The sequence below is a fragment of the Pseudarthrobacter sp. 10T415 genome (assembly GCF_056394175.1).
Genome location: NZ_JBFTHJ010000017.1, coordinates 63,557 through 86,077, shown reverse-complemented (window position 1 = coordinate 86,077; position 22,521 = coordinate 63,557). Strand labels below are relative to the sequence as shown.

The window sequence follows — 22,521 nt, the reverse complement described above, 5'->3', positions numbered from 1 at the left end:
GCGCACCGCTCGAGATCGGCCGGACCAGCTACCGGTTGTCGGAGGCTATGAAGCGCTGGATCAGGATGCGTGATGGACACTGCACGTTCCCCGGCTGCACCAACCCCAGCACGGACAACGACACCGACCACCTCACCGCCTGGCAGCACCACGGCACAACAGGAGTCAGCAACCTGGCACAGCTCTGCCCGAAACATCACCGCCTCAAACACAGCAGCGGCTGGACCCCCACACCAGCCACCGCGGCCGAACCACCCGGCTGGACCTCACCCACAGGCCGGCACTACCCGGGCCAACACCCCGACCCCCAACCACCCCACTGGCCACCCCGGCTCCTCGACGCGCTGCACATGACAGGCTCACTGGAACAACGGATCCTTGCCGGCATTGCGGTCTGCCCCGACTACCTCCTAGACGACCCTCCCGACGACGAATTACTGGACGCCGAATTCGCTTGCGAGGACCGTGTCGTCCCCGACGATCTCTCTCCGGATGATCCGCTCTGGGAGGCCTTCTACGCGTCTCCTTTCGAGCTGCCCGCTGATCCGCAACGGGAACACTGGCTACACGAGCTCTCCTTCACCTGACCTGACATGACCTGCAGGGCTTAAGGTGCGAGGAAACTACTGCTGCCCACGCTCCCGTGCCTACGAGGAACCCAGCAAACGAAACTAGCCACGTCGAATTCAACAGGTAGCTTCCACCCCGCTGACGTGGACCTGCTGAAACGGCGACACCCGCCGTCGGACCTTCCTCCCGAACGCCCGTCCCGATAGATTCGACAGCAAGATGACTAATTCAGGATCGCCGCACCGTGCCACCGCCTACTGGACCACCGCGAAAGAGCAGGGCGAGCTCCGGTCCGAGGACCTGCCCGCCCCAGGGCCGGACGAAGCCGTGGTCCGAGCGCTGTACTCCGGTATCAGCAGGGGCACCGAGATGGTGGTGCACCGGGGCGCGGTGCCGGTGCGGGTCGCGGAAGAAATGCGTGCCCCGCACCAGGAAGGCGATTTTCCGGGGCCGGTGAAGTTCGGCTACCTGTCGGTCGGCGTCGTGGAGGAAGGCCCGGACGAGTGGAAGGGGCAGCGCGTTTTCTGCCTCAGCCCGCACCAGGACCGGTACGTTGTCCCGGTGGACGCCCTCACAAGAATCCCGGACGGCGTTCCGTCACAGCGTGCCGTGCTCACGGGAACGGTGGAAACGGCCATCAATGCCCTGTGGGAGGCCGAACCGAAGCTGGGGGACCGCGTCGCCGTCGTCGGGGCCGGCCTGGTGGGCGGGATGGTGGCCACCCTGCTGCGCACCTTCCCGCTTCAGCGTCTTCAACTCGTTGACGTGGATCCGGGACGGAAGAAGCTGGCAGACACCATCGGTGTCGAGTTCACGAGCCCCGAGGACGCCCTGGACGACTGCGACATCGTGATCCACTGCTCCGCCTCCCAGGAAGGCCTCGAACGCAGCCTCCAGCTTGTGGGCGACGACGGTGACGTCATCGAGATGTCCTGGTACGCCGACCGGAAGGTCACAGTGCCCCTGGGGGAGGACTTCCACGCCCGGAGGCTTTCCATCAGGGCAAGCCAGGTGGGCATGGTGGCCCGGTCCCGCCGGCACCGCCGGACCAACGCCGACCGCCTCGGCCTGGCCGTCTCACTGCTCACCGACCCCGTCTTCGACGCTTTCCTCACCGGACAGTCAGCCTTCGAGGACCTCCCCGAGGTGGTCCAGGGCCTGTCCGATGGAAGCCTTGAAGCCCTCTGCCACGTCATCGAATACCCGCAGGACGCCGCCCGCCAGCCCGAAAGACCGGCCTGAAAACCTAACAGCCGGCACACGCCAAGCCCACCGATTCCCCACACCAGACCTACTCCACCAAGCAAAGCCAGAGGTAATCCATGTTCAGCCTGACCGTCCGCCGCCACTTCATGATCGCCCACAGCCTGCCGCGCGAGGCGTTCGGACCTGCCCAGGGGCTGCACGGCGCAACGTTCGTCGCGGAGGTGGCGTTCCGCCGTCGTGCCCTGAATGACAACGCGATCGTCCTGGATATCGGCGCCGCCGGAACCGTGATCGAGGAGGTCCTTGACGGACTGAATTACAAGAACCTGGATGAGCACCCGGACTTCGAGGGCAAGCTCAGCACCACCGAGGCCCTCGCCCAGTACATTGCCCAGGCCGTGGCGGAGAAAATCAGCGATGACGACGACGGCCGCCACCTGGACGGGATCGACGTCACCCTTCGCGAGCATCCGGACGCCTGGGCAACGTTCTCGCTGGACCTCAAAGCCTGACCCATGCGCGTGGTGCGGTTGCTGGTCCCCGCCAACATTCGCCACAGCTCCGGCGGCAATGTTTACAACGCCCGCCTGGCGGAGGGCCTGGGAAACCTGGGGTGGGAGGTGCAGGTCCTTCCGATCGAAGGGAACTGGCCCCACGCTTCTGCCAAGGAACGACGCCGGTTCGGCAGCGTTCTAGGCGCCTGGGAGCCAGAGCAAAGGCAACAGTCAGCCGAGGTGCTGGTGGACGGGCTGGTCGCCGTCGGCGCCCCGGACGAGCTCGAATTTGCGGCCAAGGCGGGCCGGCAAATAAGCGTCCTGGTGCATATGCCCGTCCCGGAAACTTCCGGCCCGGAAGCGTTGCAGAAAGAAGCAAGGGCACTGCGTGCGGCGGCGGGTGTCATTTGCACCAGCAGCAGCGCGGCCGGAATCCTCAAGGCGCGCGGCCTTCCCAACGCCCGGGTCGCGCTGCCGGGAGCCGATCCGGCCCCACCCGCCACGGGCTCGCGCCCTCCACACCTCCTTGCCGTGGCCGCATTGCTGCCCAACAAGGACCAACTCCTCACCGTGGCAGGCCTCGCTGGCATCAAGGATCTGGAGTGGACGGCGTCGCTGGTCGGATCTGAGCAGGTAGATCCGGCCTACGCCCGGCAGGTGGAGGAAGCCATCGCCCGCAGCGGACTGGCAGGAAGAGTGCAGCTAACGGGGGAGTTGGCGGGGGATGCGCTTGAGGCGGAATGGAACCGTGCAGACCTGAGCCTTCTTGTCTCGCGCGAAGAAGCGTTTGGGATGGTGGTCACCGAGTCGCTCGCCCGCGGTGTTCCCGTAGTGGTCCGGCAGGGGACCGGTGCGGTCGAAGCGCTGGACCTTGCCTCACTGAAGGATGCCGACGGCTTCACGCGCCTTCCTGGGGCGGCGCTGGCGCTGCCACGCGGGGGCGAAGCGGACGCAGCCGTACTCGGAAGGACCCTTCGGCAGTGGCTTGAGAACCACGCTGTGCAGCGGGACTGGCGCAGCCGGGCCCTGGAAGCGCGCAGCCTCCTGCCCGGCTGGGAGAAGACGGCCGGGAACGTCGTGCGTGCGCTGACCGGCGCCGGGTAGAGCCCAGCCACGGCAAGACTAAAAAGGTCTCCGCTCACCAGCCGAAGTGGTGGCGACTACAACCGTGTCCGGTGATCCGCAAAGAAGTCCCGCAGCAGCACCGAGCTCTCGTCTTCCCGGATGCCGGGGTAGACCTCCACCCAGTGGTTGAGCCGCCGCTCACGGAGGATGTCGAACACGGACCCCGCGGCGCCAGCCTTTTCGTCCCAGGCGCCGAACACCACCCGGGGAATCCGGGCAAGAACAATGGCCCCGGCGCACATGGCGCATGGTTCCAACGTGACCACCAGCGTGCAGTCGGACAGCCGCCACCCGTCGTCCGGACCGCCGCCGAGCCGTGCCAGTTCCCGCAGCCGCTCTGCAGCCTGGCGGATGGCCACCACCTCGGCATGGGCGGTGGGGTCTCCGAGCTCCTCCCGCTGGTTCCGCCCCGAACCCAGCACCTCGCCGTCGGGCCCCAGTACCACGGCGCCAATAGGAACATCGCCGGTAGCGAGTGCCGCGCGGGCCTCCGCCAGGGCGAGGCCCATCCACTCGTCGTAACTGTTCGATGCGGAGACCATGGCTCAATGATAGTTTCGAGGGATAGTAAGCCTGCGTACTGAATGCCGGGGAGGCGCCGTGAGTACCGTTCGGGACCGCGTGGACCGTTGGATCAAACCGTATGCCGCCTTGTGGCTGACCATGGCCGTGGGCGGAACCCTGATAGTCGCCATGGCGCTGCTGGGCGCCGAAGTGTATTCGGACGTGGTGGATGACGAAGGTCTGGCGAGCCTTGATATCCCCGCCCTGGACTACGCACAGTCACTGCGGAATCCCGGACTTGATGCGTTCGTCACGGGTTTCACCAACATTGGCGGCGGCATCGGCATGCCCATCCTCGCCACGCTCCTCACCGCGTGGCTGACCTTCCTCAGCAGGTCGTGGCGCCCGCTCCTCCTCGTTGGCGGCGCAGCTGCGGTTTCCACCGCGGCCACCACCCTGGGTAAGCGGCTGGTGGGCCGGACCCGGCCGGACCACTCCGAAGCTGTTCCGCCCTACGAAGACTCGCCGTCGTTTCCCAGCGGGCACACCCTCAACACCACGGTGGTGATCGGCGTGCTGGTGTACATCATCTGCCTGCAGTTCCAGGTCCTCAGCGTCCGCATCACGGCCATCACCGCGGGTACCGTCTTCATTGTTTCCATGGGCCTGAGCCGGGTTTTCCTGGGCCACCACTGGTTGACCGACGTCATTGCCGGCTGGACGCTGGGCCTGGCCTGGGTCGGGTTCGTCATCCTGGCCCACCGGATGTTCCATCTGATCCGGCGGAAGCAACATGCCGGGCCGGCGCCCACGTTTGAGCGTCCCGTGGTGCGCGATGTCGTAGCGGACGCCATGCACCACGACGGCGGCACGCACGGCCGCGGAACGGACCACGACGGCGGCACGCACGGCCGCGGAACGGACCACGACGGCGGCACGCACGGCCGCGGAACGGACCACGACGGCGGCACGCACCCCCGAGGGTAGGTTCACGACGCCGGGACGCACCCCGGCGGGCGGGTCACGCGCCAAGAGCCCAAGCCAGGAACTCCGGCAGGGACAGCGCCGGATGATAGTTTTGAGCAATGCGCACTCTCGTTGTGGACCACCCGCTGGTCGCCCATAAGCTCACTGTCCTCCGGGATAAGAACACCCCTTCGCCCGTGTTCCGGCAGCTGACCGAAGAGCTGGTGACACTGCTGGCGTACGAGGCCACGCGAGAGGTCCGCACCGAACCCGTCACTATCGAGACGCCGGTCAGCACCACTTTGGGCACGGCCTTCACCAAGCCCACGCCGTTGGTGGTCCCCATCCTGCGCGCCGGCCTCGGCATGCTGGAGGGTATGACCAAGCTGGTCCCCACCGCAGAAGTGGGTTTCCTGGGCATGGCCCGCGACGAGGAAACCCTGGATATCATCACCTATGCCGAGCGGCTGCCCGAGGACCTTACCGGCCGGCAGGTCTTCGTCCTGGACCCCATGCTTGCCACGGGCGGAACGCTGCGCGAGGCCATCAAGTTCCTGTTCAAGCGCGGGGCCTCGGACGTCACGTGCATCTGCCTCCTTGCGGCCCCGGAGGGCCTGGCCAAGCTGGAGGAGGAACTGGGCGAAGCGAACGTGCACATCGTCCTCGCCTCGATTGACGAGAAGCTGAACGAAAAGTCCTACATCGTTCCGGGCCTTGGGGATGCGGGAGACCGCCTGTACGGCATCGCCGGCTAACCGCATTGACCGGGCGGAAGGCCTTCCGCAATATGGGGTCCGGCCGTAGCCTGTGGCAATGGACTGGAAACTTGAACTCGTGTTTGTCCCGGTGTCCGATGTGGACCGCGCCAAGGATTTCTACGTTAACAAGGTTGGTTTCAACGCCGACTTCGACGAACGTCCGTCGGAGTCCATCCGCTTCGTGCAGCTGACCCCGCCTGGCTCAGCATGTTCCATCTGCATCGGTGAAGGCCTCACGGACGCTCCTCCGGGTACAGGCTCCAACCTCCAGCTGGTGGTCAGTGACATCCAGGCCGCCCACGACCACCTGAAGAACAACGGCGTGGACGTCAGCGATGTGGATGTCCAGGACTGGGGTCATTTCGTGTACTTCGCAGACCTCGACGGCAACCGCTGGGCCGTCCAGTACATCCCGGGACGGTAACGGCACGTCCCGGCCCCCGGACCACGACGCCTTCGCGGTATTTCGCCGCCACGGCGAAGCAGGTGCCGATCCGCTCGGCGGCCGGAGGGTCAACTCCAAAAACTGCTACCTCGCACGCATGGCTGCGGAGACGACGACGGCCGCCGCTGAACCGGGAAGGTTCGGCGGCGGCCGGTCGGAAGGCCTCAGCCAGTGAGGGTTTTTAGTACCAGTTGTGACCGAGGTGGAAGTTCAGGGCGCCACACGGGGACTGGTAGCGCTCCTTGATGTAGTTCAGGCCCCAGTTGATCTGGGTACGGTAGTTGGTCATGTAATCGGGGCCGGAGCTCGCCATCTTCTCGGCGGGCAGGGACTGGACGATGCCGTAGGCGCCGCTGCTGGCGTTGGTGGCGGTGGTGGTCCAGTCGGATTCCTTGGTCCACAGGGTGACCAGGCACTGCATCTGGTCCTGGGCCCACCCGTAGCTGGCCAGCTGGCCGGACGCGTAAGCCTGTGCGCCGGCCGGATCGTTGACGGCGACGACGGGGGCGGGCTCGGGAGCGGGAGCCGGAGCAGCCTCCGGTGCGGGGGCCGGGGCCGGTGCGGGCGCTGCGGCCGGGGCAGGTTCTGCCGCGGGTGCGGGGGCCGGTGCCGCTTCCTGGGGCTGAACCTTGAGCTCGGCGGGCGCCGACGCGGCCGGGTTCGAGCGGATTTCGCTCTTCTCGATGCTCATCTGGGAATCGGCGGCAGCGGGGGACTCTGAGCCGGTGGCCGCCACGCGGGACATGGCATCCGTGGCCTGGCCCGCGGCGCCTACGCCCACCAGCATCGCTGCGGACACTGCGAGGACCGCGGCGCGCTTGCCGAAGGAAGACTTCTTACGGGTTTCAGGCTGCGCGCTGTGGCTCGGAGCCGATTTTGGGCGCGGTTTTACCGTGAATTTAGACATGTTTAGTTCGCCTCTCACACCTGCGGAGTTAGCTGTCGGGTTCGGATGAGGGCATCCGGCCGCACGGCAAATACACGTGCTGGCTTAACCCCAAGGGCAGTACTGCGTTGCCCGGGACGTGGGTCCCCCGCCTCTGCCTCAGTTCAAGCGAAATCCGGGAAGTGGCAGAGCTTGGCGTCATCCGGATATGCGGCCCGAACGGGAACCGCACCATATCGACGGTACAGGAGAGCGGCGCTTAAGTCACATTTAGGTAACAGACATCACGACGACGGCGCGTCGCCTTGGCGAATTCAGGCTACAGTCGGGAGCCGGAGCGCGAACTCCGTCATCCCCGGCCGTGATGTGACCGTTACCCGGCCTCCGTGGGCTTCCACGATGGACTGGACGATGGACAGGCCCAGCCCGCTGGTGCCCTCTGCAACGGCCGCGCCGGCCTGGTCGCCGCTGCCCTTGCGGGCTGCGTCTGCGCGGGCGAAGCGTGAAAAGACGTGGTCCACGAAGTCCGCCGGTATGCCCCCGCCGTCGTCCGTGACCGTCACGACGGCGGCGCCGTCCGGAGCCGTGCCGACGCCGGCCACCACGGTGGTTCCGGCAGGGGTGTGTTTCCGGGCGTTGGACAGCAGGTTCATGAGCACCTGCCGCAGCTGCGCGCCGTCCCCGTTCACCAGCACCGGCTCCGCGGGAAGATCGAGCCGCCAGGTGTGGCTGGGGGCCATGACCTTTTCGTCGTTGACGCTTTCCACCACCAGCTGCGTCAGGTCCACCTCGGCCAGCTTGAGCGGCTGGCCCTCATCCAGCCGCGCCAGGAGCAGCAGGTCCTCCACCAGTGCCGTCATCCGCTCGGACTGGCTCTGTACCCGGGCCAGTGATTTCTGACCGTCGGGAGTGAAGTCCTCCGTCATCCGCATCAGCTCGGTGTAGCCGCGGATGGCGGTCAATGGGGTGCGGAGCTCATGCGAGGCGTCCGCCACGAACTGGCGCACCTTGGTTTCGCTCTTCTGCCGGGCTTCCAGGGCGCTGGCCACGTTGTCCAGCATGAGGTTCAGCGCATGCCCCACACTGCCCACTTCGGTGCCCGGGTTGGAGTTCGACGGCGGCACGCGGACGGCGAGCGCCACCTCGCCGGCGTCCAGGGGCAGTTCCGACACCCTGGTGGCAACCTCGGAGAGCTGTTCCAGCGGTTTCATGGTGCGGCGGATCAGCACCGTCCCCACCAGGCCGATCAGCAGCAGTCCGCCCAGCGAGACGAACACGAAGGTCCACACGAGGGACCTGAGGGTACTTTCCTTGGCGGCCAGGGGGAGTCCCGTGACCAGGATGTCACCGGAGCTTGTCTGGACCGCGATCAGCCGATAATCACCGCTGGACATCGAACGGTCCACGGGCCTTGAGTTGGCATCGAGCGCAAGGAGCGTCTCCTTGTCCTCTGTGGACAGGGGCTGGCGGGTGGTGTCCGAGGCGAGGAAGCCGCCGGAACTAACCTGGCTGTTGCGGATGCTCGCGTTGACGGTGCCGATTCTTTGGCCCCGGGCGTCCAGGGGATCCCGTCCGTTAAAGCCGCCAAAGGGCGGGCGGCCCGGGTTGTCGGCGAGGTTGGCGGCCTGGCTGAGCTGGTCATCAAGCTGCCGGGTCAGGAAGGCGTCCATCGATGCGTAGCTCACGATGCCAACGGCACCGCAGATGGCGATGAGCAGGGCCATGGCCAGGGCGATCAGGCGGGTACGCAGGTGCCAGGTTGCGGGCCTGAGCCAACTCCGGGTGTAGGAAGCGTCTGAAGGGGCCATGGCGAGCTAGTCCGCCGGCTTGATGACGTAACCGGCCCCGCGGACGGTGTGGATCATGGGCGGATGGACGGCGTCGATCTTCTTGCGCAGGTAGGAGATGTAGAGCTCGACGATGTTGGCCTGGCCGCCGAAGTCGTAGTCCCACACCCTGTCAAGGATCTGTGCCTTGCTGATGACCCGCTTGGGGTTTTCCATGAGGTAGCGGAGCAGTTCGAACTGGGTGGCCGTCAGCTGCACGTCATCCCCGGCGCGGGTGACTTCCCGGGTGTCGACGTTGAGCACCAGGTCGCCAACCACCAGTTCGGCAGTGTCCATGGCGGCGACGCCTGAACGCTGGACCAGCCGGTGCAGGCGGAGGATGACTTCCTCCATGCTGAACGGTTTGGTGACATAGTCGTCGCCGCCGGCGGCCAGGCCGACGATGCGGTCCTGGACTGCGTCCTTCGCGGTAAGGAAGAGGGCTGGCACCTCCGGCGCGAAGGCGCGGATCCTGCCCAGCAGCTCCACGCCGTCGAACCCCGGAAGCATGACGTCCAGCACCAGGACGTCAGGGCGGAAGTCCTTGGCCAGCTTCACCGCCTCGGGCCCGTCCGCTGCCACTGCCACGGACCACCCCGCCATCCGCAGGCCCATGCTCATCAGTTCTGAAAGGCTGGGTTCGTCATCCACCACCAGGGCGCGGATGGGGGAGCCGTCCGGGTGGGAGAGCTTGGGGAGGTTGTTGGTCATGGAGTGCGAGGTGGCCATGGGACAAGTCTCCGATCCTTGGATATAGGCGGGCTTTGGGCTTCCTGTGCCCCAGCTGTGAATCCCAGCCTAGCCAGCTGGGCGTCGCAGCGGGTGTGGCAGGGTCGGCGCCACGGGCAGCATGTCTCAGTCAGGAATGCCCCGCCGCACAGCCCGGACTCAGGAACGCGGCTGACGCTGATGGAACATCAGCAGAGGCGACCATTAGGTTCCCTTCCCGAGGAGCAATCAATGGACCAGCAGAACCTGCAGGGTTCCTCCTACGTGACCATGGCGTCCCAGACGGGCACCGTCACGGACGTTTCGTCGGACTCACTGACCGTCAAGAGCGAGGACGGGTTCCCGCGCACCTACGCCGTCGGAGCGGATGTGCAGGTATCAGAGGGCATGCGGCAACGGGGCAGCGGCAGTACGGGCAGCACCCTGGACATCTCGGAAGTCACTTCTGGATCAACCGTCCGCGTGACCGCGCTCAAGTCCTCGGACACCTACAAGGCCCAGACCATACTGCTTGCGACCGCGTCCGGTACGGCAGCAGCTCCGGGTGCGGGGACAACCACCAACTGACCGGCCGGCGCCATGTGAGACGCCGCCGCGGTGGCCTCGTTCAGGTAGTCGGGAGCCGAAAAGACCGCTAGCAGCCGTCAAGGAATTGGACAGTGAGGACCCTCCGGTGGGTGAATTCTATGTCAAGCGATTGAAATTCGGACTGATTCGATACAGATGGCATCCATCGAAGATAGTTCAGTAGGACGACGGTTCGGAGGTCCATCTTCGGATAACGGACGTTATTATTTGACCTTCCCAGAATCGTGATCTGTCGCACATTTCGCCGATTCGTCTCACGATGCGGACGATTCTGCCCATTGTTACTTGCAAGTTGCCATTGTTACGCTGCACACTTCCAATGTGAACAAGAACTCAACAGCACCTGCAGCCGCAGAATATTGGCCCGGCACATCAGCTGCTGCCGACATGCGCTGTTGTCGAATGCACGCCTGACCTTCTACACCCTTCGAAGTTCTTAGGCATTCGCCCCCAGCCCAGCGTCGGGCGCCCCTCCCCATTCGCAGTGCGGGGAAACCCAGCATTCGAGTGCCGCTATGGCGGCCATTCACATTGAGGTAAGCATTCCATGTCAGTTGCATCCGGATACGTCCACATCTCCGTCCGTAACGCCGCCAAGGCAGGGCAGCCGTCGGGCCTCCGCCCCGGTTTCGGCCCCCGCCCCTCGCTTGCTCCGACGTCAGGAAACAGCTTCCCGGCTCAGGGCTACGCACCGCAGGGCTACAACCCCAACTCTTACGGCCAGCTCCGCGCCGTGCAGCCCACGGAGACCGCGGCGCCCATCACCGCCCCCACCCCCGTGGTGGCCGGGCCCAACGCCGTCCGGCCGGTTCCGAATGAGAACGTGGCCCGCGGGTTTGTTCTCTACATGGGTATTGATGAGGAAACCGCTGCAGCTGCCGGCACCTCCATTGCCAAGCTTGCCCAGGAAATCCGCGCCTACGCCCAGTCCCTGGTGACCGGCGCCGAAAGCTACGCCGCCGTGGCGGTTGCCCCCGCCGGCACCCCCGGTTCCGCGCTCGACGTCGTCCGTTCCACCTTCGGCGACCCCACCGTCAACGCCCGGCAGCGCACCGAGGCACCCCGGCCCCAGCAGCCGCAGGAGCCCCGCCCCTCCGGCGTCCTGATCGACCTCGCCCGCCGCGAAGTCCACCTCGACGGCGAATCCCTCAACCTGACCTTCAAGGAGTTCGAACTCCTGAACTACCTGGTGGAAAACGGCACCCGCACCGTTGGCCGCGACGAACTGCTCGAAGGCCTGTGGCGCAACGCCGAAGAGGTCCCCAACGAGCGCACCATCGACGTCCACATCCGCCGCCTTCGCTCCAAGCTCGGCCGCCTGGCCAACACCGTCCGCACGGTCCGCGGACAGGGCTACCGGTTCTACGAGCACCCCGAGGTCGTCGTCTGGGCCGCTCCGGAATACTCGATCTAGGTTCTGCCTCCGCCCTAAGGCGGCACTACGCAGAAAGCCGCTTGGCGTATCCGGGGTCCTCAAGGCACTTGCCTACGCGGCTGGCGGGGCGCGCGTCACTGGGGGCACGGTTTAGCGGCTCTTTGTTCCTGCTGGCGCCCGGTATTCCGCTGATTCCCTTCCTGCCTGCCCCTTAGGGCGTGCTTGGCGTGACGCTTCTTCGGCTGCCCCTCCTGCCTTTGCTTGCTGTTGCTGGCGATAGGCTTGGCCCATGAGTGAGCACCATCTTCGCCGGCTTGTGATCATGCGGCACTCCAAGGCCGACTGGCCCGGCGGGGTGGCCGACCATGAGCGGCCCCTCGAGGAGCGCGGCCACCGGGAGGCGCCGCTGGCCGGGAAGTGGCTGCTCAAGCACAACATCGTCCCTGACTTCATCCTGTGCTCGAGTGCCCTGCGTACCCGCCAGACCTGCACCTGGGTGTGCTCGGAGCTGGGGGACAAGGCCCCTACGCCCAAGCTCGAGGACGGGCTGTATGCCGCCTCGGCCCTGCGTATGCTCGCCGTTGTCAACCACGTTCCGGACACCGTGACCACCCTGATGCTGATCTCGCACCTGCCGGGCGTCCAGGATTTGGCGATGCACCTGGCCTCCCGCGACTCTGACCACGACGCCTACATGGACGCCGCCACCCGCTATCCCACCAGCGCGCTGACGGTCCTGGAAACCGAAAAGTCGTGGGCCGAGCTGGACGGTCAGGACGCCCGCATCACCAGGTTCAAGGTTCCCCGGGCCCACTAGCAGCGATCTCGCGCAGCAGTTCCGACACGTAACGGATGCCGGGGCTGGCCGTCATGGTCCTGCGGTGGACAATGCCCACCTGCCGCGCCTGGACCGGGTCCGTGACGGGTACCGCAATCACCCCTTCAGGCAACGCGGGACGGCCCAGCCGCGGAACCAGGGCCACCACGGCGGCCTGCTCCACGAGGGCAATGTGGGTGGCGAAATCGGGGTCGTAGACCTTGACGTCGGGAACCCGGCCAAGATCGGCGAAGATCCTCAGCAGTGCTTCGTTGCAGATGGCCCCGTGCGGGGTGCTGATCCACTGCTCATCCACCAGGTCCGCCGGCGTGACGCCGGAGCGCCGTGCCAGCGGATGGCTGCTGTGAACCAGGACGTCGGCTATGTCCTCGGACAGCCACTCCAGGGACAGATGCTCCGGGATCACGAGGGGCACGGAGTTCCAGTTGTGCACCAGGCCCAGGTCCGCCTCGCCGTTGGCCACGCGGGCCACGGCCTCGCGTGGGTCTTCGGCGAGCACGCTGACGTCCAGGTCGCTTTCGGTGGCGGCGAGCTTGCCCAGCAACGGCCCCACCAGGCCGCGGCACGCAGTAGAGAACGCCACCACCCGCAACTGCCCGCTGGGCTTGGCCGGATCCGCCAGCAGGGTTGACTGGAGTTCTTCGAGTTCGGCCAGGATGCGCCGCCCGTATGCAGCGAGCGCCACGCCGCGTTCAGTGAGCAGCACGCCCCGTCCCCGGCGTTCCAGCACGGCAAAGCCGGCTTCCTTCTCCAGCTTCTTAACCTGCTGGGAGACGGCCGAGGGGCTGAACCCCATGGCTTCGGAGGCTGCAATGACGGAACGGTACTGTTCGATCGCGGCCAGGGCCCGAAGTGAGCCGATGTCAATCATGAAGCAAAGGTACATGATTGGCAGTGCAAATAAACGCTGGTGCTTCATTGGGTGTTCTGCCACCCTGAGGAGGTGAACCTCCGTAACTCTCTCCTCGCCGTTCTGGTTGCCGTCCTGTGGGGCCTGAATTTTGTGGCCATCGACATCGGGCTGCACCCGGGGGACCGTAACGTCCCGCCGCTCCTGTTCGTGGCGATGCGCTTCGTCCTGGTAGTGGTCCCGTGGATCTTTTTCATCCGCAAGCCGGACGTCAGCTGGAAGGCGATCATCGGCGTCGGCCTCTTCATGAGTGCCGGGCAGTTTGGACTCCTTTACCTGGCCATGGCGCTGGGAATGCCGGCAGGGCTCGCTTCGCTGGTGCTGCAGGCGCAGGTGCTCCTGACGGTCCTGCTGGCCGCCGTCTTCCTTGGTGAACGGCCGGGACCCCGCCAGCTTGCCGGGGTGGTCCTGGGCGTAGCGGGGCTGGCCGTCGTTGCCGTGGGCCGCAGCGCCGTGGCACCCCTGCTGCCCTTCCTCATCGTCCTCGCGGCCGCACTGTCCTGGGCCGCCGGGAACGTCATTGCCCGGAAGGCGCGGGCGGCCTCGGGGCTGGGCCTGGTGGTGTGGTCCGGCGCTGTAGTGCCGCTGCCCCTGTTCGCCCTGTCGCTGCTGGTGGACGGCCCCGGCGCGGTGCTGGGGACGCTCGGGCACCTGCAGGCGCCCACGCTGCTGAGCGCGCTGTACACGGCCGTGTTCGCCTCACTGGTGGGCTACGGAATCTGGAACCGGCTGCTGGCCAGCCACCCGTCGTCGGCCGTTGTTCCCTTCACCCTGCTGGTCCCGGTGGTGGGAATGGCCACGGCCTGGCTGGTCCTCGCGGAAATTCCCACGCCAACGGAAATTGCGGGCGGGCTGCTGCTCCTTGCAGGTGTGGCGACGGCGGTGGTGACCTTCAGGCGCAGGCCGCCTCAGCGGCCGGTGGTTGAGCCGTTGCCGGACTTCGGGGACGGGCGCCGGGAAGGAGTGGACGGCAACCTGGCCGGCGGCCGGGTCCCCGGGGCACGCTGAGCCGCCGAACCCTGGGACCCCGACCTCTGGACTCCGGAACGCTGCGCACCGGACCGCTGCGGTGCAGGCCTCTGGGCGCCCGGGCGCTGTGCGGGCTGCGCAGTTAGCCGCCCGGCGGGCCGGCCGGCAGTCGCTGGCTTGCGTCCCGTCGCAGGCCTGGAACCGCTGCCAGTACGACGGCGGGACGGCCAGGCGGCACCCAGGAAGAGGACCGCGAGGGTCCCCGCAGCGGCGGCAGCGGCCACCATGAAGTAGTTGTCTGGATCGTTCGTGGGCAGCGGGGTGCCGATGAAGGATGACTCGCCGTCGAACGCCAGCTCCCAGGTGCTCAGGAATGCGAGCGAGCACGCGATAGTGATGCTGGTACCCGCTCCCGTTGCCAGGAGGGCCAGGTGTCGACGCCGGACCAGCAGCTCCGCGACGGCGGCCACGTAGGCCAGCGCCAGGACGCCGAGGAACGCGAGGAACACCGGTTCAGCGAGCGTCATTCCGGTCAGGACCAGCAGCCCGGCCGCGACGATGCCGCAAATGACCGCAAACTTTCCACTGTTGCCCATGTGACGCATGTGCTCCATCATCCCCGAGGGTGCGCATCCTTCAGGACGTAGCCGCGCATGATGGCCATGATTGCCGCAACGCTTTGGTCACGGGTGCGTTCGGGGTTGTAGGTCTGCCGGTCCAGGCCCACCACGAAGCAGGCACCGAAGATGGCCGTTTCAAGGCTCCCGCGGGGTACGGACTCGTCCACCGGGTAGGCTTTCGCCACGTTGTCCACGGCCTGCCCCACCACCTCCAGCAGCTCCCCGCGAAGTACCGCGAAGGTGCCCTGCCACTCGCTGGGGATGCGCCAGTTCTCGCTCACCCACAGCCGGGCGAAGGACGGGTACTCGGCCATGAAATCCATGGCCTGCCCGATCATCGCCTCCATGGCCACTAGGGGGTCGCCGTCCGAAACGGAAGGATCCCCTCCCAAACCAGTGGAACGCCCGGCTTCGGCGCCGGCCTCATTGGCCTTCCGCGGGCGTCCGGAACGGGGGTTCCCGGCGTCGGCCGCTCCCAGCAGCCTGGCCTTCAGGATGTCCACACCATGCCTCAACAGCTGGGCGATCAGCTCAGACTTGCTGCCGAAGTTGTAGTAGACCGTACCTTTCGAAACCCCTGCGGCGGCGGCGATTTCGTCCACCGTCACGTTTGCGGCCCCGCGCTCGCCGATCAGTGCCATGGAGGCGTCGAACAGCTTCTGCCGGGTTGCCGTGGTCCGGGCCGGCCGCCGCGCCTTCGCAACGTCCAACGGGTGGGTGCCCATTTCCGCCGTTTCCAGGACCACCTGTGCCGCTGCCCCGTCTACCAAGGCCCGGTCTGCCGCTGCCCCGTCTGCCAAGGCAGCGCCCGTATCCTCCGGGTCCTTGCTCATACGGCAATCTCCGGCTTGAGCGTCTTCAGGGTCCAGTATTTGTTCTTGCGCACTGCCAGCGTGGACATCACGGTACCCAGCAGGGTGTAGCCCAGGAGCCCGGCCACGGTGGGCAGGATCATGGACAGGTCCGCCCCGTATATCAGGTGCCTCATTCCGGTCACCACGTACCCCATGGGAAGGATCTCGTGCACCACATGCAGGGGCTGCGGCGTGGTTTGCCAGGGGAAGGTGCCTCCCGAGGACACGAGCTGGAGCACCAGCAGGATGAGCACCACCAGCTTGCCGGGGGAGCCCAGCAGCGCAACGATCCCCTGGATCAGGGCGCTGAACGCCATGGCCGCCGCCAGCATGAACAGCCACATCATCACCGGATGCGCGGGGTTAAGGCCCAGGGCGAGGTTCACCACCAGGGTCAGCAGGGACGCCTGCACAACGGATACAGCCAGGAAGGGGAGCCAGCCGCCCAGGGCGATCTTCCAGGACGGGGCGTTGGAGGCCAGCGCCCGCTGGGTGATGGGGCGCATGGCCTGCACCAGCATGAAAATGCCAATCCACAGGGCCAGCGTGAGGAAGAACGGTGCCAGCCCGGCGCCGTACGAGTTGGCCTTGGCCTGCGAAACGTTGCTGACCGCCACAGGATCCGCCATGACCCTGGACAGGTTGTCCTTCTGGGCGTCGTCGGGGTTGGGAACCTGCCCCGCACCCTTGCCGATCTCGTCGGCCAGCGTGCGTGAACCGTCCGCGGCCGTGCCGGCACCGTCGGCCAGCTGGGCAGCGCCGGAATCGAGCTTCTGGGCCCCCGCGGCCAGGCTGGAGGTACCGTCCAGTGCTGCCTGCTCGCCGGTGGCCAGCGTGGCGGCACCGGTATGGAGCTGGTCGGCGCCGCTGGAGGCCTGCCGGATGGCATCCTTCAGGGCGGGCGTGGCGGCGGCCAGCTGCGCGGCGCCCACGCTCACGGCCTCGGAGCCGTCGGCGAGTTGCTGGATCTGGGCAGCGTCCGACTGCAGCTTCGCCTTGGCAGCAGCCACCGGGCTGGACGTGGCCGCGGCATCGAAGTCGGCAAGGATGGCGTTGGCCTGCTCCTGCGTCAGGACGCCAGAAGCCACCAGCCTGCTGTTCGACTCCACCACCCGTGCCCGCAGGCCCTGGTCCGCCGCCTCCAGCTGCGTTGCCACATCCTGGACCTTGGTGTTGAGCTGGGCGTTCCCGGCGGCAACCTGTGCGGCGCCGGACGCAAGCGTCTGCGAGTCGGTGGGGAGCGATCCCGTCTTGTCCTTCAACACCGACAGCCCGCTGCTCAGCTGGCCGGCGCCGTCGGTGAGCTGGTTGGCCCCGTCCCGGAGCTTCAGCTGCCCCGCCTGGAGCTGGGAGGCTCCGCTGCTCAGATCCGTGGTTCCCTGGTGCAGCGTCACGGTACCGTCGCGGAGGGAGGCAACGCCGTCCGCCAGCTGCCCCGCGCCGTCGGCTGCTTTCACCATTTGGGTGTGGATGGTTCCGAAGCCGGTGAGCAGCTGGTTCGCGGTTTCCTCACCCACCTCGGTGGCCACCGTGGTGTGAACCGCAGTGGTCAGCTTGTCCACGATGGTGCTGAGGAGGTAGTTGTTCGCATCGTTGGTGGTGACGTTGAGCATCGCCTGGCTCGCGGAATCGAAGCTGCCCGGGGACGCAAGGTTGGCGGAGAAGTCCTTGGGGATCTTCAGTGCAAAGGCATACTGGCCGCTGCTGACGCCCTCATCCGCTGCCGCGGAGCTTTCCACCGGGATCCAGTGGAAAACGTTGCCCTCCACCAGGCTGTCCGCCACCTTCGCCCCGGCCTCCAGGCGGGTACCGTCGCTGCTGCCGGCCCCCGTATCCTCCACCACCAGTGCGGCATCGAGGTTGTTCAGGTGGCCGTAGGGGTTCCAGTTGGCGTACAGGTAGACGGCCCCGTACAGGAGGGGGACCATGGTCAGCGCCAGGATAGTCAGCTTGGGCAACAGCCCGCCGGTCATGCGCTTGAGTTCGGAGCGGGCCAGCCGGATGACTGTCACTTGGCAACCTCGGTTTCGAGTTCATCGGTCCGGACAGGCTGCCCGGTGTGTGCGGGGGTGGCCCGGCTTCCATGGCCGCGGGTACCCACGTTAAGGGCTTCGTCTTCGTCCGGATGCTCCGGCAGCGCGTCGTCGCGGGACGCAGCTTCGTGGCGGGCAGCCTGCCCGCCATCGATCGGCTCGCCAGTTTCCGTCACGGGCACATTTGCCACGGCATCGTTGCCCACCACGGCGGACGGGCCGTCCCACGATGGCGGGAGGGCGCGCACGGTGGCGACGACCGCGAGCGGCCTTCCGGCGTCGGACGCCAATTCCTGCAGGCGGGGCAGCCAAGCGGCGTTGTCCGCGCTGTGCCTGTCCGGAGAGTCCACCACGAGGAGGTCGGTGTGCGGGTTGGCCAGCGCCAGGGCGGTCAGCAGCTCCAGCCGCCGGGCGGGGTCCAGCTGTTCGGTCCAGAGGCCCGCGATGTCCTCGAAGCGGTTCACTTTGAGCCAGGGGCCGCTGAGCAGCGCACCCCGGTATCGGCGTGGCACCAGGGCAAGGTCCTCCGTCACGAGGTCGCGCACGCTCAGGTGCTCCTCCGGCTCGTTCACGCCGGGGGAGTCCACCAGGGCGCTGGCCAGCCGCAGCTGCCGGGTGCGCTGTTGCCCGTCCCAGGCGACAGAGCCGCCGGTGGATTTCATCCGCCCGCTAAGGGCAAGGGCAAGGGCCGTGCGCTGGTCCTGGCGGTCACCGGCCACCAGCAGGAGCTGTCCCCGCTCCACGGAAAGCGTGGTGGGAGGGAGCAGGGGATCGCGGCGGCCTTTGACGGAAAGCTGGCGTGCTGAGAGCAAGAGGGGCCTTTCACAGAAAGTGTCTGCTCCAAGACTAACCAAACTGACCGGTCAGTTCAAATAATGGTCCTACAGCCCATACTTCTCCAGCAGGCGCAGCCACACCTCACTGATGGTGGGGTAGGCGGGAACCGCATGCCACAGCCGGTGGAGCGGAACTTCACCCACGACGGCGATGGTCGCCGCGTGCAGGAGCTCGGCCACGTCCGGCCCGGCGAAAGTGGCGCCCAGGAGGACTTTCCGGTCCTCGTCGATGACCAGCTGAGCCCAGCCCTCGTAGTTCTCGGAGTGCAGCGAGGACCCCGCAACCTGGATGGGAAGCTCCACTGACGAGACGTTGTAGCCGTCCTTGCGGGCCCGCTGGAGACTTTGGCCCACCGTTGCGAGTTCCGGATCGGTGAAGACCACCCCGGGGACGGCGTGATCGTTGGCGGTCTGGGCGAAGCGGCTCCAGTCCGCCGGACGTCCATCCAGTTCTCCCTTGGCGCGGGCTGCAATGGCGTCCCCGGTGGCGCGGGCCTCGTATTTGCCCTGGTGTGTATAGAGGTTCTTGCCCGCGGCGTCGCCCACTGCATACAGCCAGCCCCCGTCACCCTGGGCGGCCTGCACCAGTCCGGTGTTGTCCGTTTCAAGGAGCAGCCGCCCGTCCGCGTCCGCGCCGAAACCGACGCTTTCCAGGCCAAGTCCCTCAAGGGCGGGGTGCCGGCCCGTGGAGACCAGGACCTTATCTGCCGTGATGCTGGAACCGTCGCCGAGCTCGATACTGAACGTCCCGTCGTCGTCCATTCCGATCCGCTGCGTGGACGTGTGGAGGCGAAGGTCCACGCCGTCAGCCCGCAGGCCGGCGGCAACAAGCCCGGCGGCTTCTTCCGGGAAGCTTCCCAGCAGGCCGCTGCGCGCAATGAGCGTTACTGCCGAGCCCAACCGGGCAAAGGCCTGGGCCAGTTCGGTTCCTGCCACGCCGCCGCCCAGCACTGCCAGCCGGGCCGGCACCTCGCTGGCCGAGGTGGCTTCCCGATTACTCCAGACCTGAACGTCCGCCAGCCCGTCAATGGGCGGCTGGGTGGGAACCGATCCGGTGGCCAGGACCACGGCGTGCCGGGCCTTGAGCCGGTGGTCCGTCCCGTCCAGCCCGGCCACCTCGACAGTCCTGGGCCCGGTGAGGAAGGCGTGGCCGCGGACCAGCTCGATGCCGGAATCCTTGACCCATTCCACTTGTCCGTCGTCCTGCCAGTTGGACGTGAAGTAGTTCCTGCGGGACAGGACGGCTTTGGCATCCAGGGTCCGGGTGACGGCTTCCTTGGCGCCGGGTGTCGTCTGCGCCCCATGCAGTGCGGTGCCCGGCCGGAGCAGGGCCTTGGACGGCATGCAGGCCCAGTATGAGCATTCACCGCCCACAAGTTCGGCCTCAACGAGTACGGCGGTGAGCCCGCCCTTGACCACACGGTCCGCCACGTTTTCGCCGGCAGCTCCGGCACCGATTATTACTACGTCATACTCGCGCCCAGCAGGCTCAGGAATCATGGGGACAGCCTACGCCGGGCCGCAGGACAGGGCTTGCAGGTTGGCTGGTGCCTTCGTAGCCGCATCGTGTGGCGAAGTTTGCTGGTCCGCAAGGTCGTGGCCGGCCCCCGAGCAGTCTTCGGGGATCCTGGCCTTGTTCGCGTATCTGGGCCTTGAAGGTTCTGACTCGCGAATTAGGCCGGGATTGGCGGCGTTGCCGCGGGCGTGGATAGCCTGGAAAACCGAGACTTAAAGCAGAAGGTCCGCACCGGCGAACCGGTGCGGACCTCATTTGTGCGCCCAAAGGGATTCGAACCCCTGACCTTCTGTTCCGTAGACAGACGCTCTATCCAGCTGAGCTATGGGCGCATCTCGTGTTCCCGGAGAAGAACCGCTCTCCTTGGAACTCGAATTACTTTACGCGAGTCTCGACGGAGTGCCAAATCGAGAGCCCTGTTATCTGCGCTACTAGACCGGTCTAGGTGACCTTCCTCACTTAATCGTAGACTTTTCCACAAATATTCCTTGAAATCTCGCGGAATCCGCATTTTGAGCAAAGTTGTAGCAAGCAAACTGCCGAAAACCGGAACTGGTCCGGACCATAGCATTTAGGACACACCGATGAACCCGAGGAAGGGAACCACAATGGGCGATCTGGCACAGAAGCCGCTGCTTGACGAAGCACCCACCACACATGCCGGACTGCTGGCATGGGTCGAAGAAGTTGCTGAGCTGACGCAGCCGGACCGCATCTACTGGGTTGACGGGTCCGAAGAGGAGAACACGCGCCTCACCGATGAACTCGTTGCCGCCGGCACGCTGACCAGGCTCAACCAGGACCTGTTCCCCAACTCCTTCGCAGCCTTCTCCGATCCGGCCGACGTCGCCCGGGTCGAGGAGCAGACCTTCATCTGCTCCGAGAACAAGCGCGACGCCGGCTTCACCAACAACTGGATGGCTCCTACGGAGATGAAGGAGAAGCTGCGCGGCCTCTTCGCTGGCTCCATGCGCGGCCGCACCATGTACGTCATCCCCTTCGTCATGGGCCACCTTGACGCGGAGGACCCCAAGTTCGGCGTCGAAATCACCGACAGCGCTTACGTTGTGGCCTCGATGCGCATCATGGCCCGCATCGGCACCGATGTCCTGAACCGCATCACCGAGACCAACGCCTTCTTCGTTCCGGCCCTGCACTCCCTGGGTGCGCCGCTGGAGCAGGGCCAGGCCGACGTGCCCTGGCCGTGCAACCCGGACAAGTGGATTGTCCACTTCCCGGAAGAGCGCTCCATCTGGTCGTTCGGCTCCGGTTACGGCGGCAACGCCCTGCTCGGCAAGAAGTGCTACGCCCTTCGCATCGCTTCCGTCATGGCCCGCGACGAGGGCTGGCTGGCCGAGCACATGCTCATCCTCAAGCTCACCTCGCCCGAGCAGAAGACGTACTACGTCTCCGCCGCCTTCCCGTCCGCCTGCGGCAAGACCAACCTTGCGCTGCTTGATCCCACCATCAGCGGCTGGAAGGTGGAGACCCTCGGCGACGACATCACCTGGATGCGTTTCGGCAAGGAAGGCGAGCTCCGCGCCGTTAACCCCGAAGCCGGCCTGTTCGGTGTGGCCCCCGGTACCGGCTGGGGCACCAACCCCAACGCCATGCGCGCCATCGCCAAGGGCAACAGCATCTTCACCAACGTTGCGATGACCGACGACGGCGGCGTGTGGTGGGAGGGTATGACCGAGGAAACCCCTGCGCACCTCACCGACTGGCAGGGCAACTCCTGGACGCCCGACTCGGACAAGCCCGCTGCGCACCCGAACTCCCGCTTCTGCACTCCGATCGACCAGATCGACATGCTCGCCGAGGAATACAACAGCCCCGAGGGCGTGGAGCTGTCCGCCATCCTGTTCGGCGGCCGCCGCAAGACCACCATCCCGCTGGTGACCGAGGCCCGCAGTTGGTCCAACGGCATCTTCATGGGCTCCACACTGTCCTCCGAAACCACTGCAGCTGCAGCCGGTGCGGTGGGCGTGGTCCGCCGCGACCCGATGGCCATGCTGCCCTTCATCGGCTACGACGCAGGCGACTACCTGAACCACTGGGTCAACCTGTCCGCCAAGGCCAACCCGGAACGGCTGCCCAAGATCTTCCTGGTCAACTGGTTCCGCCGGAACTCCGAAGGCGGCTTCGCCTGGCCCGGGTTCGGCGACAACGCCCGTGTCCTCAAGTGGGCCATCGAGCGCCTCGAGGGCAAGGCCGACGCCGTCGAAACACCCATCGGATTTGTACCCACCGGCGAGGCCATTGACCTCGAAGGCCTGGACATGACTCCCGCCCAGGTGGAGGAAGCCGTCAAGGTCGACCCCGCAGAATGGGCCACCGAGCTGGCCTCCATTGAGGAATGGTTCGACAACTTTGGCGGCTCGCTGCCGCAGGCGCTGCAGTCCGAGCTGAGCGGCCTGAAGTCCCGCCTGGCCTAGGAGTTCTTCGCTGAGTACGACGGCGGCCCCGCACCTTT

At 66.4% G+C, this 22,521-nt stretch carries 22 protein-coding genes, 1 tRNA gene and 1 riboswitch; of the genes, 12 read left to right on the top strand and 11 right to left on the bottom strand.

Going from position 1 to position 22,521, the window contains the following annotated elements; genetic code table 11:
• The 4 genes from AC1DBN_RS17935 to AC1DBN_RS17920 form a co-directional block, all read left to right on the top strand.
• A partial coding sequence (locus AC1DBN_RS17935) for an HNH endonuclease signature motif containing protein (RefSeq protein WP_477723809.1) occupies positions 1 to 587 on the top strand: 587 nt, incomplete at its 5' end.
• Positions 588 to 789: 202 nt separating this feature from the next.
• Complete coding sequence (locus AC1DBN_RS17930) at positions 790 to 1,812, top strand: zinc-dependent alcohol dehydrogenase (RefSeq protein ID WP_477723808.1); 1,023 nt, start codon at positions 790 to 792, stop codon at positions 1,810 to 1,812.
• Between the two features lie 80 nt (positions 1,813 to 1,892).
• Complete coding sequence (locus AC1DBN_RS17925) at positions 1,893 to 2,288, top strand: 6-pyruvoyl trahydropterin synthase family protein (protein WP_477723807.1); 396 nt, start codon at positions 1,893 to 1,895, stop codon at positions 2,286 to 2,288.
• A 3-nt stretch (positions 2,289 to 2,291) separates the two neighbouring features.
• Positions 2,292 to 3,374 (top strand): glycosyltransferase family 4 protein, encoded by a 1,083-nt coding sequence (locus AC1DBN_RS17920; protein WP_477723806.1) that lies wholly within the window; start codon positions 2,292 to 2,294, stop codon positions 3,372 to 3,374.
• A 56-nt stretch (positions 3,375 to 3,430) separates the two neighbouring features.
• Here the strand turns inward: AC1DBN_RS17920 and AC1DBN_RS17915 are convergent, their stop codons facing one another.
• Positions 3,431 to 3,937, bottom strand: a complete 507-nt coding sequence (locus tag AC1DBN_RS17915) for a nucleoside deaminase (RefSeq protein WP_091718187.1) — start codon at positions 3,935 to 3,937, stop codon at positions 3,431 to 3,433.
• 58 nt (positions 3,938 to 3,995) lie between these two features.
• Here AC1DBN_RS17915 and AC1DBN_RS17910 point away from each other — a divergent pair, with 58 nt between their 5' ends.
• The 3 genes from AC1DBN_RS17910 (at position 3,996) to AC1DBN_RS17900 (ending at position 6,047) form a co-directional block, all read left to right on the top strand.
• A complete protein-coding gene (locus tag AC1DBN_RS17910) occupies positions 3,996 to 4,886 on the top strand; it encodes a phosphatase PAP2 family protein (RefSeq protein ID WP_407681235.1) in 891 nt (296 codons plus the stop codon).
• Positions 4,887 to 4,984: 98 nt separating this feature from the next.
• Positions 4,985 to 5,620, top strand: coding sequence for a uracil phosphoribosyltransferase (upp, locus tag AC1DBN_RS17905; RefSeq protein WP_091718189.1), 636 nt, complete (start codon positions 4,985 to 4,987; stop codon positions 5,618 to 5,620).
• 58 nt (positions 5,621 to 5,678) lie between these two features.
• Entirely contained in the window at positions 5,679 to 6,047 is a 369-nt protein-coding gene (locus tag AC1DBN_RS17900) for a VOC family protein (RefSeq protein ID WP_091723823.1), read from the top strand.
• Between the two features lie 202 nt (positions 6,048 to 6,249).
• On the opposite strand, the gene AC1DBN_RS17895 is transcribed toward AC1DBN_RS17900, so the two are convergent.
• From AC1DBN_RS17895 to AC1DBN_RS17885, 3 genes are all read right to left on the bottom strand, one after another.
• Positions 6,250 to 6,975 (bottom strand): aggregation-promoting factor C-terminal-like domain-containing protein, encoded by a 726-nt coding sequence (locus AC1DBN_RS17895; RefSeq protein ID WP_157693424.1) that lies wholly within the window; start codon positions 6,973 to 6,975, stop codon positions 6,250 to 6,252.
• 3 nt (positions 6,976 to 6,978) lie between these two features.
• Positions 6,979 to 7,135, bottom strand: a riboswitch (cyclic di-AMP (ydaO/yuaA leader).
• Between the two features lie 133 nt (positions 7,136 to 7,268).
• On the bottom strand, positions 7,269 to 8,762 hold the full coding sequence (locus tag AC1DBN_RS17890; RefSeq protein ID WP_091718194.1) for a sensor histidine kinase: 1,494 nt from the start codon (positions 8,760 to 8,762) through the stop codon (positions 7,269 to 7,271).
• Between the two features lie 6 nt (positions 8,763 to 8,768).
• Positions 8,769 to 9,509: a response regulator transcription factor gene (locus AC1DBN_RS17885; protein WP_015936024.1), complete on the bottom strand. Its 741-nt coding sequence runs from the start codon at positions 9,507 to 9,509 to the stop codon at positions 8,769 to 8,771.
• 231 nt (positions 9,510 to 9,740) lie between these two features.
• Between AC1DBN_RS17885 and AC1DBN_RS17880 the strand changes: the two genes are divergently transcribed.
• From AC1DBN_RS17880 to AC1DBN_RS17870, 3 genes are all read left to right on the top strand, one after another.
• Positions 9,741 to 10,076 carry a hypothetical protein gene (locus AC1DBN_RS17880; protein WP_477723805.1) on the top strand — a complete coding sequence of 112 codons (336 nt, stop codon included), beginning with the start codon at positions 9,741 to 9,743 and terminating at the stop codon, positions 10,074 to 10,076.
• Positions 10,077 to 10,644: 568 nt separating this feature from the next.
• Positions 10,645 to 11,511: a winged helix-turn-helix domain-containing protein gene (locus AC1DBN_RS17875; protein ID WP_056076619.1), complete on the top strand. Its 867-nt coding sequence runs from the start codon at positions 10,645 to 10,647 to the stop codon at positions 11,509 to 11,511.
• A 250-nt stretch (positions 11,512 to 11,761) separates the two neighbouring features.
• Positions 11,762 to 12,289, top strand: coding sequence for a SixA phosphatase family protein (locus AC1DBN_RS17870; protein WP_015936026.1), 528 nt, complete (start codon positions 11,762 to 11,764; stop codon positions 12,287 to 12,289).
• Here AC1DBN_RS17870 and AC1DBN_RS17865 read toward each other — a convergent pair.
• Complete coding sequence (locus AC1DBN_RS17865; RefSeq protein WP_477723804.1) at positions 12,267 to 13,181, bottom strand: LysR family transcriptional regulator; 915 nt, start codon at positions 13,179 to 13,181, stop codon at positions 12,267 to 12,269. The two genes, AC1DBN_RS17870 and AC1DBN_RS17865, sit on opposite strands and share 23 nt — an antisense overlap.
• Positions 13,182 to 13,253: 72 nt before the next feature.
• Here AC1DBN_RS17865 and AC1DBN_RS17860 point away from each other — a divergent pair, with 72 nt between their 5' ends.
• On the top strand, positions 13,254 to 14,228 hold the full coding sequence (locus AC1DBN_RS17860) for an EamA family transporter (protein ID WP_477723803.1): 975 nt from the start codon (positions 13,254 to 13,256) through the stop codon (positions 14,226 to 14,228).
• On the opposite strand, the gene AC1DBN_RS17855 is transcribed toward AC1DBN_RS17860, so the two are convergent.
• The 6 genes from AC1DBN_RS17855 to AC1DBN_RS17830 all read right to left on the bottom strand — a co-directional run bounded on the left by AC1DBN_RS17855 (position 14,129) and on the right by AC1DBN_RS17830 (position 20,380).
• Complete coding sequence (locus AC1DBN_RS17855; RefSeq protein ID WP_314215986.1) at positions 14,129 to 14,785, bottom strand: hypothetical protein; 657 nt, start codon at positions 14,783 to 14,785, stop codon at positions 14,129 to 14,131. The two genes, AC1DBN_RS17860 and AC1DBN_RS17855, sit on opposite strands and share 100 nt — an antisense overlap.
• A 17-nt stretch (positions 14,786 to 14,802) precedes the next feature.
• Positions 14,803 to 15,534: a TetR/AcrR family transcriptional regulator gene (locus AC1DBN_RS17850; protein ID WP_314215992.1), complete on the bottom strand. Its 732-nt coding sequence runs from the start codon at positions 15,532 to 15,534 to the stop codon at positions 14,803 to 14,805.
• 104 nt (positions 15,535 to 15,638) lie between these two features.
• Complete coding sequence (locus tag AC1DBN_RS17845) at positions 15,639 to 17,675, bottom strand: YhgE/Pip domain-containing protein (protein ID WP_091718202.1); 2,037 nt, start codon at positions 17,673 to 17,675, stop codon at positions 15,639 to 15,641.
• Entirely contained in the window at positions 17,672 to 18,508 is an 837-nt protein-coding gene (locus tag AC1DBN_RS17840; protein ID WP_477723802.1) for an ABC transporter ATP-binding protein, read from the bottom strand. Before AC1DBN_RS17840 ends, AC1DBN_RS17845 begins: the two co-directional genes overlap by 4 nt.
• Before the next feature lie 69 nt (positions 18,509 to 18,577).
• Positions 18,578 to 20,032: a dihydrolipoyl dehydrogenase family protein gene (locus AC1DBN_RS17835; RefSeq protein WP_477723801.1), complete on the bottom strand. Its 1,455-nt coding sequence runs from the start codon at positions 20,030 to 20,032 to the stop codon at positions 18,578 to 18,580.
• 274 nt (positions 20,033 to 20,306) lie between these two features.
• A tRNA-Arg gene (locus AC1DBN_RS17830) sits at positions 20,307 to 20,380 on the bottom strand.
• Positions 20,381 to 20,656: 276 nt separating this feature from the next.
• Here AC1DBN_RS17830 and AC1DBN_RS17825 point away from each other — a divergent pair.
• On the top strand, positions 20,657 to 22,483 hold the full coding sequence (locus AC1DBN_RS17825; protein ID WP_091718208.1) for a phosphoenolpyruvate carboxykinase (GTP): 1,827 nt from the start codon (positions 20,657 to 20,659) through the stop codon (positions 22,481 to 22,483).
• Positions 22,484 to 22,521 lie beyond the last annotated feature (38 nt).

Coding starts and splice junctions, on each gene's coding strand:
- AC1DBN_RS17930 (WP_477723808.1), top strand. CDS start 790: ATGACTAATTCAGGATCGCCGCACCGTGCCACCGCCTACTGGACCACC.
- AC1DBN_RS17925 (WP_477723807.1), top strand. CDS start 1,893: ATGTTCAGCCTGACCGTCCGCCGCCACTTCATGATCGCCCACAGCCTG.
- AC1DBN_RS17920 (WP_477723806.1), top strand. CDS start 2,292: ATGCGCGTGGTGCGGTTGCTGGTCCCCGCCAACATTCGCCACAGCTCC.
- AC1DBN_RS17915 (WP_091718187.1), bottom strand. CDS start 3,937: ATGGTCTCCGCATCGAACAGTTACGACGAGTGGATGGGCCTCGCCCTG.
- upp (WP_091718189.1), top strand. CDS start 4,985: ATGCGCACTCTCGTTGTGGACCACCCGCTGGTCGCCCATAAGCTCACT.
- AC1DBN_RS17900 (WP_091723823.1), top strand. CDS start 5,679: ATGGACTGGAAACTTGAACTCGTGTTTGTCCCGGTGTCCGATGTGGAC.
- AC1DBN_RS17895 (WP_157693424.1), bottom strand. CDS start 6,975: ATGTCTAAATTCACGGTAAAACCGCGCCCAAAATCGGCTCCGAGCCAC.
- AC1DBN_RS17890 (WP_091718194.1), bottom strand. CDS start 8,762: ATGGCCCCTTCAGACGCTTCCTACACCCGGAGTTGGCTCAGGCCCGCA.
- AC1DBN_RS17885 (WP_015936024.1), bottom strand. CDS start 9,509: ATGGCCACCTCGCACTCCATGACCAACAACCTCCCCAAGCTCTCCCAC.
- AC1DBN_RS17880 (WP_477723805.1), top strand. CDS start 9,741: ATGGACCAGCAGAACCTGCAGGGTTCCTCCTACGTGACCATGGCGTCC.
- AC1DBN_RS17875 (WP_056076619.1), top strand. CDS start 10,645: ATGTCAGTTGCATCCGGATACGTCCACATCTCCGTCCGTAACGCCGCC.
- AC1DBN_RS17870 (WP_015936026.1), top strand. CDS start 11,762: ATGAGTGAGCACCATCTTCGCCGGCTTGTGATCATGCGGCACTCCAAG.
- AC1DBN_RS17865 (WP_477723804.1), bottom strand. CDS start 13,181: ATGATTGACATCGGCTCACTTCGGGCCCTGGCCGCGATCGAACAGTAC.
- AC1DBN_RS17855 (WP_314215986.1), bottom strand. CDS start 14,785: ATGGGCAACAGTGGAAAGTTTGCGGTCATTTGCGGCATCGTCGCGGCC.
- AC1DBN_RS17850 (WP_314215992.1), bottom strand. CDS start 15,534: ATGGGCACCCACCCGTTGGACGTTGCGAAGGCGCGGCGGCCGGCCCGG.
- AC1DBN_RS17835 (WP_477723801.1), bottom strand. CDS start 20,032: ATGATTCCTGAGCCTGCTGGGCGCGAGTATGACGTAGTAATAATCGGT.
- AC1DBN_RS17825 (WP_091718208.1), top strand. CDS start 20,657: ATGGGCGATCTGGCACAGAAGCCGCTGCTTGACGAAGCACCCACCACA.